Source organism: Desulfomicrobium macestii (assembly GCF_014873765.1).
Lineage (GTDB): Bacteria > Desulfobacterota > Desulfovibrionia > Desulfovibrionales > Desulfomicrobiaceae > Desulfomicrobium > Desulfomicrobium macestii.
In genome coordinates, this window is record NZ_JADBGG010000002.1 from 76459 (window position 1) to 91111 (window position 14653).

Genomic DNA, 14653 nt, shown 5'->3' on the forward strand with positions numbered 1-14653 from the left:
CTTCCTCCCTACTGGTTGCCGGGTGTTGCGGTGATGCCCATGGCTTTTAAAAGGGGCGACTCCTCGGATTTGGGGGCCGCTTTTTTGGGCGTTTTGGGCTGCGGTTCCGCCGCCGTGGTCGCGACCGGCGTGCGCATGGGCTGGTACAGGTAGCGGCCAAGGGTGCGGTGGTATTCGCTCCAGCCGCCGATTTCCTCGCCGTCGGGTGCGGTCAGGGCTCCGTGAACGGTGTTGATCTTGGCATCCAGATTGTCCGCGTAGTGCAGGATGAAGGCCTCCGCAGTCTGGGGCAGGCAGGGTGACCCGAAGGCCAGTTCGCCATGATGGGCGACGATGAGGTGCTTGAGATGCATGGACAGTTCTTCAGGCAGGTCCTTGGTCTTGCGCAGAAAAGGCTCCAGGATCTCCAGGCCGATCTGGATGTGTCCCAGCAAGCGTCCGGCATCGGTGTATTCGCGGCTTATGCCGTGCGAGAGCTCGAAGGCCTTGCCCAGATCGTGGAAAAGGGCGGCCACGAGCAGGATTTCCCTGTCGATTCCCGGATAGAGCCGGGACAGGGCGCTGCAGATGCGCATGATGGCCAGGGTGTGCTCAAGGAGCCCTCCGGCATAGGCGTGATGGATGGACTTGGCTCCGGGCGCGCTCAAGAGGGATGCGCGGATATGATCGTCGTGCAGCACGCTCCTGCACAGGGCCTTCCATGGTTTGAAAGTCAGTTCGGCGCCGAGGAATTCTTCCATTTCACGAAGAAGGTCCTCGGGAGGAATGGCGGAGGACGGTAGAAAGTCGGTCAGGTCCAGGCCCGCTTCACGCGGATCGATGACGGCCATGTCGTTTATGTTCATCTGCAACTGGTCCTTGAAGGAGGCCACCTGCCCGTTCACGGCCACGAATTGTTCCGCCTGCAAGGCTTCGAATTGCTGGCTCTGGGGGTACCAGATCCTGGCCTCGATATTGCCGGTGCGGTCGGTCAGGGTCAGTTGCCAGTAGGGGCCGTTCTTGGCTTCCTTGCGCTGGGCCTTGGACAGGGCAAACACTTCGGAAATCGAATTTCCTTCAGCCAAATCGCGTACGTATGTTTTTTTGTGCTTCATTAAGTTGCTATTCCTGCATGCATGAGGTAATGGCGCAAACGAAGGCGAGGTCGATATTTTCTAAGATAATTGGGCAGTTGCACAATATTCAAATGACTTTCGCGTGCTCGTTTCCCACTTCGTCTACAGGCAAGTTTTCAGCTTTGGCAAGAGGCCGGACGTATCCGGCCGGATTGACGACCAGAATTGGCGGGGCGTGTCCTTTTTTCATACCCACGAAAGAAACCCCAACACTTTATCGAGCGGTTATGTCCAAAAAGAAAGGTCAAGCAAAGGTGACGATTTATCCGGATTGGTGTAAGGGCTGCGGGATATGCGCGGCTTTTTGCCCGTCCAAGGTGCTCGAACTCTGGCCGGACGGCAAGGCACATGTGGTGCGAGAGGAAGACTGCGTGAATTGCGGATTCTGTGAGCTGCATTGCCCGGATTTCGCTATCTCCGTTACCCCCAGGGAGATCAGCCGCAGGAAGACCGATGCGTTCGATGCCTCCAAGGGCGGGCCTTTGGACCCGTCCGCGGGCACCGACCCGGGTCCGGAGGAGAATGTTGGAACACCTAACCGGGAAGACGAACATGGCGACAAAAAAGCGTAGGAAAACGGAAATATTCGCACTCGGCAATGAAGCGGTGGTCGAGGGCGCGCTCCTGGCAGGCTGCAACTTCTATGCGGGCTATCCCATAACCCCGTCCACGGAAATCGCCGAGGTCATGTCCGCAAGGCTGCCTCTGGTCAAGGATGGGGTGTTCATCCAGATGGAGGACGAGATCGCCAGCATGGGCGCCATCATCGGTGCGTCCCTGGCCGGTCGCAAGACCATGACCGCCACTTCCGGCCCGGGCTTTTCCCTCATGCAGGAGAACCTTGGCTACGCGTGCATGACCGAGGTGCCTCTGGTCGTGGTCAACGTCATGCGCGGGGGGCCAAGCACCGGTCTGCCGACCAGTCCGGCCCAGGGCGATGTGCAGCAGGCCCGCTGGGGCTGTCACGGAGACCATCCCATCATCGTCCTTTCGGCCAGCGACGTGCAGGAATGTCTGGAAATGACCGTCGTGGCCTTCAATTTCGCCGAAAAATACCGCACGCCCGTCATCCTGCTTCTCGACGAGATCACGGCCCACACCCGGGAAAAGATCTCCATTCCCGGCCCCGAGGATTTTGAGATCCTGGCCCGCGTGACCCCGTCCATGCCGCCGGAGTGGTACGTTTCCTACGAGGAGACCATGCGCGGGGTTCCGGCCCTGCCGCCCCTTGGATCCGGATACCGCTTCCATGTCACGGGCCTGACCCATGACCAGAACGGATTTCCGACCTCAAAGCCCGACGAGGTCAAGGCGCTGATGCACCGGCAGTTCCGCAAGATCGACCAGTTCTTCTACGACATCCAGCTTTTCGACGAGGTCAACTGCGAGGATGCGGAAGTGGTCGTTTTGGCGTACGGTTGCGTGGCCCGTTCGGCAGAACTTGCCGTGCACATGGCCCGCGAACGCGGGGTCAAGGCCGGGCTCCTGAAGCTCAAGACCCTTTTCCCCTTCCCCAAGACGGCGGTGCAGGCCCTGGCACGGCAGTGCAAGGCGCTCATAGTGCCCGAGATGAACATGGGGCAGATCTCGCGCGAGGTGAAGCGGGTCAACAACGGCCTGACCCACATCATTACCAACAACCGCGTTGACGGCCAGATCATCACTCCCTCGGAAATCTTCAAAAATATCATGCAGGCGTGACCATGGCACAGGTAACACAACTCATTCACGACTATCTCAGGCACAACAAGAAGTTTCCCCATGTCTACTGCGCGGGCTGCGGCCACGGTATCGTGCTCGGCTCCCTCATCCGCAGCGTGCATCGCCTGGGCTACGCCAAGGACGATGTCGTGCTCGTGGCCGGCATCGGCTGCTCCGGGCGCATGGCCGTGTACGTGGACTTCAATACCGTGCATACCACTCACGGCCGGGCCCTGACTTTCGCCACGGGCATCAAGATGGCCAACCCGGCGCTCAAGGTCATCGTGGTCATGGGCGATGGCGACGCCATGTCCATCGGCGGCAACCATCTCATCCACGCCGCCAGGCGCAACATCGGTCTGACGGCGCTGGTGCTCAACAACAACATCTACGGCATGACCGGCGGCCAGGCATCGCCGACCAGCCCCGAGGGGACCGTCTCCGCGACGTCTCCTTTCGGCCAGCTCGAACGCAGCTTCGACATCGTGGACATGGCCATGGCCAGCGGCGCCAGTTACGTGGCCCGCGGCACGGTCCTGCACGCCAACATGCTCGACGGCCTCATCTCCGACGCCCTGGAGAAACCGGGTTTCAACCTGGTCGAGATCCTGACTCCCTGCCATACCCAGTATGGTCGCAAGAACAAGTTCAAGACCGTGGTGGACATGTACCAGTGGTATAAGAAAAACACCGTCAAACTTGATCGTTATGCCCAGCTCGCCCCGGAAGAGAAACCCAAATTCACGCCCATAGGCGTGTTCAGGGACGAGATGCGGCAGGGTCTGGAAGTGCGTTATGAGGAACTGCGCAACAAGCTTCAGGAGCAGCGAAATGCCTAAGCAGCACGAACTGAATCGATTTGAGATACGGCTTTCCGGAACGGGCGGCCAGGGTATCCTGACCCTGGGCAAGATCATGGGCCAGGTGCTGGCCATCGATCACGGTTTTTACGTCACGCAGACCCAGAGCTACGGCCCCGAGGCCCGGGGCGGAGCGAGCCGGGCCGATCTGGTCATAAGTTCACACAGAATCAGCTATCCAAAGCCCGTGAATCTTGACATGCTCGTGGCTCTCAGTCAGGAGGCCTGCAACCTGTATTTTCGCAACCTGAAGCCGACCGGCTTCCTGTTGGTCGATACATCGCTCGTGACACAGACCCCCTCCAACATATATTGGGGCCTGCCGTTCACGAACATGGCCCGGGACAGGATCGGCATGCCTCAGACGACCAACATCATCTGCCTTGGGGCGCTGAGTCATTTTCTGCCGTTCATGAATTTTGCCAACGTGAAAAAGGCCCTGGCATCGGTTCTGCCGGCCAAGATCCTGGACGTGAACGTCAAGGCTCTGACCCTAGGGCACAGTCAGGCCAAGAAACTTTATCCGGACGCACCCGAAAAATGGACATTCTTCTCACCAATGACGATGGAATCAGAGCAGTAGGACTGCGCGCCCTTTACGGCGCCTTGATCAAGGCCGGACACAGGGTGCACGTGGCTGCACCCATGACCGAGCAGAGCGCGGTGGGGCATTCGGTGACCCTGTTTTCTCCACTGAGGGTCAAGCAGGTGGAGGAAACGGGGTTTTCCGGCCTTGGCATTTCCGGCACCCCGGCGGATTGCGTCAAGCTGGCGCTCAGCCACCTTCTGCCCAAGCGGCCGGACATGATCGTGTCGGGCATCAACTCGGGCGCCAACGTGGGCGTGGACGTGCTCTATTCGGGCACGGTGTCCGCGGCCACCGAAGGGGCTTTGGCGGGCATCCCGGCCATGGCCGTGTCCGTGGACGATTTTCATCCTGAAGAGCTCTCCGCCCAGGCCGAATACGCGGTGCGGATGCTTGACGGGGATTTCTGGTCATCCTTTCCCCGGCACTGCGTGCTGAATCTGAACTTTCCCGCCGGACCGTTTGAAAACGCCAAGGGGCTCAAGGTCTGCAGCCAGACTTCGTCCACCTACCGGGACTGGTACGACGAGAGAAACGACCCCCGGGGCAATCCCTACTACTGGCTGTGCGGGGTCATCCCGCCGGAAAATGTGGAGCCCGAATCGGATCGGGGATATCTGAGCCGAGGTTACATAACCGCGACTCCGTTGACTTTTGATCTGACTCATGCCGGATATCTGGAAGCGTTGACCCGGCATCTGGCCAAGAACGAATAACCGCCTTTCAAGGAGACGATCATGCCCCTGACCACACCCAAGGAAATGTTTGCCCGAGGTTACGCCGAAGGTTTCGCCATCGGTGGTTTCAACGTGAACAACATGGAAATCATCCAGGGTATCATGGAGGCCGGAAACCTCGAAAAATCCCCCCTCATCCTGCAGGTTTCCGCCGGCGCCCGCCGCTATGCCGGCCAGGGGTACATCATCAAGCTCATGGAAGCCGCCCTGGCCGAGAATGATCTGCCGGTCTGCCTGCACCTCGACCACGGCCAGAATTTCGAGATCTGCAAGGAAGTCATCGACGGCGGCTTCACCTCCGTCATGATCGACGGCTCGCACCTGTCCTTCGAGGAAAATATTGCCCTGACCAAGCAGGTCGTGGCCTACGCCCACGATCGCGGCGTGTGGGTCGAGGCGGAGCTTGGACAGCTGGCTGGCGTCGAGGACGACGTGGACGTGGAGCACAGCGTGTACACCAACCCTGACCAGGCCGCCGAGTTTGTCGGCCGCACGGGTTGCGATTCCCTGGCCATCGCCATCGGCACCAGCCACGGGGCCTACAAATTCGCGGGCGAGGCCAAGCTCGACTTTGACCGCCTGGAGAAGATCAAGGCCCTGCTGCCCGGCTATCCCATCGTGCTGCACGGCGCCTCGTCCGTGCCCCAGGAATTTGTGGACATGGCCAACCAGTATGGCGCCAAGATCGCCGGAGCCAAGGGCGTGCCCGAAGATCTGCTGCGCAAGGCGGCCGCCTCGGCCGTGTGCAAGATCAACATCGACACCGATATCCGTCTGGCCATGACCGCCACCATCCGCAAGTATCTGGCCGAAAATCCGTCACATTTCGATCCGCGTCAGTACCTGCTGGTGGCCAGGGATGCGGTGCGGGACATGGTGGCGCACAAGATCAGGAACGTTCTGGGTTCATCAAATAAAATTTAAGCGGAAGAGGAAAAGAACATGGCTGTCAAAATTGCACTCAATGGTTTCGGTCGCATCGGACGCTACCTTGCCCGCATCATGGCCGGGAACCAGGATGTTCAACTGGTCTGCGTCAACGCCCGTGGCGACAATGAATCCCTTGCATACCTGCTCAAATACGACTCGGTTCACGGCACCTTTGCCGGTGATGTCGAGCCCAACGAGCAGGGTTTTCTGCTGAACGGCAAGCAGGTGCTGGTTACCCGCAATGCCCCGGACGCCTGGGACTGGAAGGGCATCGATATCCTCGTCGAGTCCACGGGCAAGTTCACGGACCGTGAAAGCTGCGAGAAGCATCTGGCCGCCGGCGCCAAAAAGGTGCTCATCTCCGCCCCCGGCAAGAACACCGACCTGACCGTGGTCATGGGCGTTAACGACGGCCTCTACAATCCGGCAGAACACAGGATCATTTCCAATGCCTCCTGCACCACCAATTGCCTGGCTCCGGCAGCCAAGGCTCTGGACGACAATTTCGGCATCAGGCACGGACTCATGACCACCATCCACTCCTACACCATGAGTCAGCGCATGCTCGACGGAACGCACAAGGACATTCGCCGCGGCCGCGCCGGTGCCATGAACATGCTGCCCACGACCACGGGCGCGGCCAAGGCCGTGAGCATGGTCATCCCGGCCCTGGCAGGCAAGCTCGACGGCATGGCCGTGCGCGTGCCCACGCCCAACGTGTCCCTGGTGGACCTGGTCGTGGAAGTGGAGAAGCCGACCACGGTGGCCGAGGTCAACGCGGTCCTGAAGGCCGCGGCCAGCGGTCCCGAGGGCGGAGCCATGGGCTACACGGAAGTGCCGCTCGTTTCCATGGACTACGTCGGCAGCATCTACGGCGGCGTGGTCGATGGCCTGTGCACCTCGGTCATGAACGGAACCATGGTCAAGATCATCGTCTGGTACGACAACGAGGCCGGTTTCACCAACCAGTTGCTGCGCCTGATCAAGCTGGTCGGGGCTTCCATGTGATTCTCTGATTCCGACGCAATTCCAGAACGCCCGGCCAGCCCGGGCGTTCTGCTTTGAAGCGCGACTTGCAATTCAGCCGCGCCTTTTCTAGTCTCCATTTCCCCGATTTTTGGAATTCCCTTTTTCCCGAGAGCATCATGAGCGGTTTTACCCATCTGCATTGCCATTCCGAGTACAGCCTCCTGGACGGCGCCATTCGCCTACGGGACCTGTGCGCCCGGGCCGTTGATTTCGGCTTTTCCTCGGCCGCCATCACCGATCACGGCAATCTCTTCGGTTCCGTGCCCTTTTATCTCGAAGCCAAGAAGCACGGCATAAAGCCCATCATCGGCAGCGAAGTCTACGTCGCCGACGACATGTTCGAGCGGGAGAACAAGAAGCGCTTTCATCTGGTGCTTCTGGCCCAGAATCTGGTCGGCTACCACAATCTGGTCAAGATCGTGTCCGCCGGTTTTCTGCAGGGCTTCTATTACAAGCCGCGCGTGGACAAGAAGCTGCTGCGCGCCCATTCCGAGGGCATCGTCTGTCTGTCCGCCTGCCTGCAGGGTGAAGTTCCCTATGCCCTGCGCCACGGGACCTTCGACAGCGCCATCCTGAAGGCGCGCGAATACATGGAGATTTTTCCGGACCGGTTTTATCTGGAGTTGCAGTCCAATGGCTTGAAAGAGCAGGAGGTCGTCAACGACAGGCTCATGGAACTGGCCAAGGAGACCGGCCTGCCGCTGGTCGCCACCAACGACTGCCACTACCTGAACAAGGACGACTACGAGGCCCACGACATCCTCCTGTGCGTGGGCACGGGCAAGATCGCCTCGGAAAAGCAGCGGCTCCGCTTCGATACCAACGAATTTTACTACAAGGCCCCCGAGGAGATGGAGGCCGCCTTCGCCCATTGTCCCGAGGCCGTGGAAAACGCGGGCCGCATCGCGGACATGTGCGAGGTGGAGCTGAAGCTCAAGCAGCATTTCTTTCCGGTCTACGACGTTCCCGAGGGCTCGACCCTGGACGACGAGTTTCGCCGACTGTCCGAAGAGGGGCTGAAGGAGCGCATCGCCGCCCTGCCCTACGAAGTGGACGAGGCCGCTTATCGCGATCGCCTCGAACTCGAACTCAGCGTCATCATCGAGAAGGGTTTTCCGGCCTACTTCCTGATCGTGCAGGACTTCATCAACTGGGCGAAATCGAAGAACATCCCCGTCGGACCCGGCCGAGGTTCGGCCGCCGGATCGCTGGTCTCGTACGCGCTCAGGATCACGGACCTCGATCCCATTCGCTACGCGCTCTTCTTCGAGCGCTTTTTGAATGTGGAACGTGCGTCCATGCCTGATATCGACGTGGATTTCTGCTACAATCGGCGTGACGAGGTCATTCGCTACGTTTCGGAAAAGTATGGAGCCGATCACGTGGCCCAGATCGTGGCCTTCGGGACCATGAAGGCCAAGGGCGCCATTCGCGACGTGGCCAGGGCCCTTGATGTCAGCCTGAAGGACGCCGACCGCATCGCCAAGCTCATCCCCGACGACCTCAAGATGACCCTGACCAAGGCTCTGGACGAGGAGCCGGAGCTGCGCAAGCTCATCGACAGCGACCCGCAGTACCGCAAGCTCTACGACGTGGCCCGCCGTCTTGAGGGCCTGGCCCGACACTCGTCCATCCACGCCGCCGGTATAGTCATCTCCCAGAAGCCCATGGTCGAGTATCTGCCGCTGCACAAGGGCAAGAACGGCGAGGTCGTGACCCAGCTAGACATGAAGAAGGTCGAGCTCATCGGCCTCATCAAGTTCGACTTTCTGGGCCTCAAGACCCTGACCGTCATCGACGACGCCCTGAAGCTCATCCGCAAGAACAACAAGCCCGTGCCGATTCTGGAGAAGCTGCCCCTCGACGACCCGCAGACCTTCGAACTTTTGTGCCGGGGCGAGACGGATGGCGTGTTCCAGCTGGAATCCGACGGCATGCGCCGGGTGCTCAGGGGCCTTAAGCCCTCCTGCTTCGAGGACATCATCGCGCTTCTGGCCCTGTACCGGCCTGGTCCCCTGGAGTCGGGCATGGTCGACGACTTCATCGGCCGCAAGCACGGCCTGAGGAAGGTCGAGTACGAATTCGAGGAACTGGCCCCCGTGGTCCACCCCATCCTGGAGGACACCTACGGCGTCATTCTCTACCAGGAACAGGTCATGAAGATCGCCTCGGACCTGGCCAAGTATTCCCTCGGAGAAGGCGACAACCTGCGCCGGGCCATGGGCAAGAAAGACCCGGCGGAGATGGCCAAGCAGCGGGTGCGCTTTCTGGACGGCGCGCGCGAGAACAACATTTCCCAGGAGGCGGCGGAGTACATTTTCGACCTCATGGAGAAGTTCGCGGGCTACGGGTTCAACAAGTCCCACAGCGCCGCATACGCCGTCATCTCCTACCAGACGGCCTACGTGAAGGCCCATTACCCGGCAGAGTTCATGGCCGCCATCATCACCTCGGAAGTGTCCAACACCGACAAGATCCTGGCCCATGTCAGCGCCTGCCGGGACATGGATATCGAGGTCCTGCCCCCGGACGTGAACCGCAGCTACAACGAGTTCACCGTCGAGGGCGAGTCCATTCGCTACGGCCTCTCCGGCATCAAGGGTGTGGGCGAGGGGGCTGTCGAATCCATCGTGGAGGAGCGGGAAAAGGGCGGGGATTTCACCAGTCTGCTCGATTTCTGCCAGCGCGTGAATCTGCGCAAGGTCAATAAGCGTGTGCTCGACTCCCTCGTCAAGTCGGGAGCCATGGACAGTTTCGGATGTTCGCGCAGGGCGCTTCTGGATGGAATGGACAAGGTCCAGGCCATGGCCCAGAAACGGGCCAAGCGCAAAACCTCCGGCCAGCTCTCGTTCATGGGCATGGTCGAGGAGAACACCTGCAACCTGACGGGGCTCGGCATCGAGGGAGAAGAGGCCGCCCTGCCGGAATTCGGGGACGACGAGAAGTGCCGCATGGAAAAGGAGGCCTTCGGGTTTTTCCTCATCGGTCATCCGTTGCAGCCCTTCCGCCAGGAGATCAGGCGGCTGGGCTACCCGACCCTGGCCCAGTGCGCGGACCTCACCGAGAAATCGCCCGTGCAGGTGCCGGTTCTGGTCACCTCGATGAAGACCATCAACACCAAGAAGGGCGATCGCATGGCCTTTTGCGGCATCGAGGATCTCAGCGGTTCGGGCGAGGCCATCGTCTTTTCCGAGCCGTACGTGACCTACCGCGATCTGCTGGCCTGTGAGGAGCCCCTGCTCATGACCGGCGTGGTGGCCAAGCGCGACTCCATGAACGAAGAGAGCGAGGACGGACCCAAGAAAGCCAAGATCCTGGCCGAATCATTCAAGCTGCTTTCGGAGGTGGTCGGCTCGGGTACGGAGCCGGTGGTCCTTTTCGTGCGCGCCGACGGACAGGATCCCGACTGGGCCGGGCTGGGGGAGATCGTCACGCGTTACCCGGGGCAGGCTCCGGTGCAGGTCGATCTTGGTCGCGGGGAATACGTGTGCCGCCTGCAGTTCGGGCCGGATTTCATGGTGGCGCCGTGTCCGGAATTTTGGCGGGAATTCGAACAGTGGCGATTGATCCGAACCTAAAGGGAGTGTGCATGACACAAGGGCAATGGCGGCTTCGGGTGAGCTCGGATTTCAGCTCATCGCATCAGCTGCGGCATTACGAGGGCAAGTGCGAGAACATGCACGGCCACAATTTCACGGTGGAGGTCGATGTGGTCGGGGAGAGTCTCGACCAAAGGCTCGGCATCCTCATGGATTTCAAGGCGCTCAAGCGTCTGCTGAAAGAGGTGACCGACGAGCTCGACCACAAACATCTGAACGACCTGCCGGATTTTGCCGAGCAGAACCCGTCTTCCGAGCTGCTGGCCCGCTTCGTGTTCCGGCGCATGAAGGATCTGCTGGCCTCGTATCCGGTCCGTTTGGCCGAGGTCATGGTCTCGGAAAAAGCGAGCTCAAGGGCCTATTACTCGGAAGGATCGGTCTGATGCGGGCGGTTCTGCAGCGGGTGCGTTCGGCTTGCGTCCGTGTCCAGGACCGCACCGTGGGCGAGATCGGGCCGGGCATGGTCGTCCTGCTCGGCTTCGGCGGCAACGACGATCCGGACATGGTCGGCGGACCCGTCTGGAACAAATTCATGCAGAAGCTCCTCGGCCTGCGTCTTTTTCCCGACGCGGGCGGCCCCATCAACGCGAGCCTGGCCGATCACGGCGGCGGCATCCTGGTGGTTTCGCAGTTCACCCTCTATGCCGACGTCAAAAAGGGGCGCCGCCCCTCATTTTCCAAGGCTGCCCAGCCCGGGGCCGCCTTGGCCCTGTACCAGTCCTTCGTAGCCGATCTGCGTCGGCAATGGCCGCAGGTAGCCGAAGGCGAATTCGGCGCGGACATGGACGTGTCCCTGGTCAACTGGGGCCCTGTCACGATCTGGCTCGACAGCGACGATTTGTAACCATTCTTGGCAGGCATGTTGCTAGGATGTTCCGAAGCGTTCATTTTTTGACAGGAAACAGCATGCACCCCGTCATCACGACCTTTTTTTCTCCATACCACGCCGACGGCAGGGCCTGAGGCCATGGTCGCCGAAATGGATTACACCGCCGAGCTTGTGCAGGGCACTGAAGGTTCCACGGATGTGCGCATCCTGCGGGACGGCCGCGCCCAGCATCTGGGCGGCAGGCGAGGCCGTGAGAACGAGCTGCGCCGCGTGGCGGAAATTCCGGCCGAAGGGGTCCTGCCGGTCTTTTTGGGGGCGGGGCTCGGAGCCGGGCTGGCCAATCTGCTCGATCGGACTTCCGGGCCGGTGGCCGTGGTCGATGCCGAAGAGCCCATCGGCGCCCTGACCGGAGTGCCTGGTAAATGGCGTGACGATCCCCGCATATTATGGGTTGCCGAAGACGACCCAGACGTGGCCCTGAGCCGCTTGACCCGCTGGCAGCTCCGGCACGGCGGCCTTCCTTTCGCCCCGGTCCGGGACCCTTTCTACGCGCGTCTGAGGCCGGGCCTGTACCGTGAGCTTGCAGACCGTCTGGACATAAGCCTCAAGTTCGATTTCTGGAACCGGGCACGCTACCCCAAGTTTCGCTCCACGGTCCCGCGCGTGATGCTCTTGACCAGCTCCTATTTTCTGATGGGCGAGCTTGAGGCCGCCTGCACCCGTCTCGGCTACGCGACCTCTCTGGTGCAGTTGCCGAGTCAGGAGGTGGGCAGCCAGGAATTCGTCGAATCCATCCTCGCGGAAATTTTGTCCTTTCGTCCGGATTTCGTGCTGACCATCAACCATCTGGGCGTGGACAAGGAGGGCATCCTGACGGCGCTTCTGGCGCGCATGGAGCTTCCCCTGGCGTCCTGGTTCGTCGACAACCCGCACCTCATCCTTTACGTTTACGAAAATCTGGCCTCGGATTGGGTCACGCTCTTCACCTGGGACGTGGACAACATCGAGTCCCTGAAGGCGCAAGGGTTTTCGCGCGTTCACTACCTGCCCCTGGCAACCGATCCGCACCGCTTCGCCCACGCCCCGAACACGGCTCCGGCGCGCGATGTCTCCTTTGTCGGCAACTCGATGCTTTACAAGGTGCGCGCCAAGCTGCGGCATTACGATTTTCCGCCCGTTCTTCTGGCCGATCTGGAGGAACTCGGGCGCGCCTTCATGCTCAGCGGAGCCCTGTCCGTGGCCCGGTTTCTGGAAGAGGAGCGGCCCATGTACGTGGAGGCTTTCAGGGCCCTGCCGGACGTGGACGCCCGGCTCGCCTTCGAGACCCTGATCACCTGGCAGGCGACCCTTTTATACCGCCTGGAGCGCGTGCGGGAGCTGCTGCCCTTCAAGCCGCTTCTTGTCGGAGACCCGGGCTGGCACGAGATTCTGCCGCAGCCCGGCTGGACCTACCATCGCGAACTCAACTACTACGCCGATCTGCCCGGGTTTTATCCGGCCACGCGCATCAACTTCAACTGCACCAGCCAGCAGATGAAGGGCGCGGTCAATCAGCGCGTCTTCGACGTGCCGGTCTGCGGCGGATTCTTGCTCACCGACCACCGGCGGCAGATGGAAGCGCTCTTCGAGCCTGGCCGGGAGATCGTCTGCTATCAGGACCCGGGCGAGATTTCCGGGCTCGTGCGCCATTACCTGAGTCATGACGGCGAGCGCGCAAGAATTGTCCAGGCCGCTCGTACCCGCATTCTGGCCGAACACACCTACGACCTGCGCTTAAAGTCCCTGGTCCGGACCATGCGCTCTATCTACGGTTAGCCTGTGAAGAAGCCCATCCTGGTCATCCAGATGCAGCGCATGGGGGACCTGATCCTGTCCTTCCCTCTTTTTTTATGGCTGGAGCGGGCATTTCCCGGTCATCCGGTCTGGGTCATGGCCGAGCCGAGTTTTGCCGTGCCGCTTGTGCGCCTGAGTCCGCAGGTTCGTTACTTCAGTCATGGGCAGGAAGGGGAGCTGCGGCGGCAGGCATTTCATCTGGTCATAAATCTGAGTCACCGCGCCCAAAGCATGGAGCTGGCCGGGAGCCTGCATTGCGATGCGCTGGTGGGCGGATACATCCGGGATGGCGTGACCCGCATCGAGGGCGACTGGCAGGAATACCGGGCGTCGCTGACGCACAACAACCGGCACAACCACTTTCATTGGGCCGATCTGAACGCCCTCGGCGTGATTCCGCGCAAAATCATGGAGCAAACCCGCTGGCCCGGGCCGCGCGACATGCCGCACGGCATCCGTCACATTGGTCTTTTTCTCGGCGCGAGCCAGCCGGACAAGCGGCCCAGTGCCGCGTTTTGGGTCGAGCTTGTCGAAGAACTCGAACGGCGAGGGTTCGTGCCTGTCCTGCTTGGCGGGCCCGGAGAGCGTGAGCTGTGCCGCGAGGTGCTGCGCCTCGTCGCACGTCCGGTGGCCAGCGCCTGCGGTAGCCTGGGGCTGGATGCTTTTGCCATGTTCGGCCAGACTCTGGCCGCCATGATAACCCCCGATACGGGCCCCATGCATCTGGCGGCCTGGTCGGGGCTCAAGGTACTCAATCTGTCCATGGGGCCGGTGCATGCCTTCGAGACCGGCCCGTACCAGCCGGGGCACGTGGTGCTGCGCAGTTCAGGGGATTGCGTGGGCTGCTGGCGCTGCCGCTTTGAACTTCCGCGTTGCCACCGGCGCTTCAAGCCCGTGCGGGTGGTGCGCGTCCTTGAAGCCATGCTCGGGCGCAAGGGCAAGCTGACCGGCCTGCGGCTTCCCGGACTTGAGATTCTGGCCAGCGGCCGAAAGGACGGCCTCTATGATCTGATCCCGCTCTCCGTCCGTCCCAAGGCCGGTCAGAAGCTGTCCGCATATTGGCAGGCTTTCTGGCTGTATGCTTTTGGGCTTGGCTCCCGGGATGAATGCCTGGCCGAGGCCGGGAATCTGCGTGAAGCCCATGACGCCCTGGTGCGGGTCATGGCGGTCGGAGCGCTGCGATTTTTTCGCACAGCGAGCAGCACCGCCGACCCTGAGCGGCTTGTGCGCGAATGGGATCACGCAGCCCTGGCTTTGCGCCCTTTGAGCGGGTACGCCGCTGTCCATCTGTCCAATCATGACTGCTCCCCGGCTAGCCGCAGGCGCGTGCTGGCCCTGGCCGAGGACCATCTCGAATTTCTTCGCCCATCGTGAGAGGGTAACGTTTTCAATCAAAGAAAAAGGCGGCCAGTGGCCGCCTTTTTCTTTTGAATT

At 61.1% G+C, this 14653-nt stretch carries 13 protein-coding genes; 12 read left to right on the plus strand and 1 reads right to left on the minus strand.

Annotated features, from left to right (window positions below; all coding sequences use genetic code 11):
• Nucleotides 1–8: 8 nt before the first annotated feature.
• Complete coding sequence (locus H4684_RS01655; protein WP_192622612.1) at nucleotides 9–1094, minus strand: 3'-5' exoribonuclease YhaM family protein; 1086 nt, start codon at nucleotides 1092–1094, stop codon at nucleotides 9–11.
• Between the two features lie 248 nt (nucleotides 1095–1342).
• On the opposite strand from H4684_RS01655, the gene H4684_RS01660 reads away from it, so the two are divergent.
• The 12 genes from H4684_RS01660 (at nucleotide 1343) to H4684_RS01715 (ending at nucleotide 14593) form a co-directional block, all read left to right on the plus strand.
• The gene (locus H4684_RS01660; RefSeq protein WP_092189254.1) at nucleotides 1343–1687 is read left to right on the plus strand and encodes a 4Fe-4S dicluster domain-containing protein; all 345 of its coding nucleotides are present in this window, start codon (nucleotides 1343–1345) and stop codon (nucleotides 1685–1687) included.
• Nucleotides 1668–2816 (plus strand): 2-oxoacid:acceptor oxidoreductase subunit alpha, encoded by a 1149-nt coding sequence (locus tag H4684_RS01665; RefSeq protein WP_192622613.1) that lies wholly within the window; start codon nucleotides 1668–1670, stop codon nucleotides 2814–2816. Before H4684_RS01660 ends, H4684_RS01665 begins: the two co-directional genes overlap by 20 nt.
• A gap of 2 nt (nucleotides 2817–2818) precedes the next feature.
• Entirely contained in the window at nucleotides 2819–3655 is an 837-nt protein-coding gene (locus tag H4684_RS01670; protein ID WP_092189250.1) for a 2-oxoacid:ferredoxin oxidoreductase subunit beta, read from the plus strand.
• The gene (locus H4684_RS01675; RefSeq protein ID WP_092189248.1) at nucleotides 3648–4259 is read left to right on the plus strand and encodes a 2-oxoacid:acceptor oxidoreductase family protein; all 612 of its coding nucleotides are present in this window, start codon (nucleotides 3648–3650) and stop codon (nucleotides 4257–4259) included. The genes H4684_RS01670 and H4684_RS01675 overlap by 8 nt, the downstream gene beginning before the upstream one ends.
• Complete coding sequence (gene surE, locus H4684_RS01680; protein ID WP_092189246.1) at nucleotides 4217–4978, plus strand: 5'/3'-nucleotidase SurE; 762 nt, start codon at nucleotides 4217–4219, stop codon at nucleotides 4976–4978. The genes H4684_RS01675 and surE overlap by 43 nt, the downstream gene beginning before the upstream one ends.
• Nucleotides 4979–4999: 21 nt before the next feature.
• On the plus strand, nucleotides 5000–5923 hold the full coding sequence (gene fba / locus H4684_RS01685) for a class II fructose-1,6-bisphosphate aldolase (protein WP_092189244.1): 924 nt from the start codon (nucleotides 5000–5002) through the stop codon (nucleotides 5921–5923).
• Nucleotides 5924–5941: 18 nt separating this feature from the next.
• Entirely contained in the window at nucleotides 5942–6937 is a 996-nt protein-coding gene (gene gap / locus H4684_RS01690) for a type I glyceraldehyde-3-phosphate dehydrogenase (protein ID WP_092189241.1), read from the plus strand.
• Nucleotides 6938–7074: 137 nt separating this feature from the next.
• Nucleotides 7075–10536 carry a DNA polymerase III subunit alpha gene (gene dnaE / locus H4684_RS01695; RefSeq protein WP_192622614.1) on the plus strand — a complete coding sequence of 1154 codons (3462 nt, stop codon included), beginning with the start codon at nucleotides 7075–7077 and terminating at the stop codon, nucleotides 10534–10536.
• An 11-nt stretch (nucleotides 10537–10547) separates the two neighbouring features.
• Nucleotides 10548–10940 (plus strand): 6-carboxytetrahydropterin synthase QueD, encoded by a 393-nt coding sequence (gene queD / locus H4684_RS01700; RefSeq protein ID WP_192622615.1) that lies wholly within the window; start codon nucleotides 10548–10550, stop codon nucleotides 10938–10940.
• A complete protein-coding gene (dtd, locus tag H4684_RS01705; protein ID WP_192622616.1) occupies nucleotides 10940–11401 on the plus strand; it encodes a D-aminoacyl-tRNA deacylase in 462 nt (153 codons plus the stop codon). The genes queD and dtd overlap by 1 nt, the downstream gene beginning before the upstream one ends.
• 123 nt (nucleotides 11402–11524) lie before the next feature.
• Nucleotides 11525–13201 carry a CgeB family protein gene (locus H4684_RS01710; RefSeq protein ID WP_192622617.1) on the plus strand — a complete coding sequence of 559 codons (1677 nt, stop codon included), beginning with the start codon at nucleotides 11525–11527 and terminating at the stop codon, nucleotides 13199–13201.
• 3 nt (nucleotides 13202–13204) lie between these two features.
• A complete protein-coding gene (locus H4684_RS01715) occupies nucleotides 13205–14593 on the plus strand; it encodes a glycosyltransferase family 9 protein (RefSeq protein WP_192622618.1) in 1389 nt (462 codons plus the stop codon).
• The last annotated feature ends 60 nt before the right edge of the window (nucleotides 14594–14653 follow it).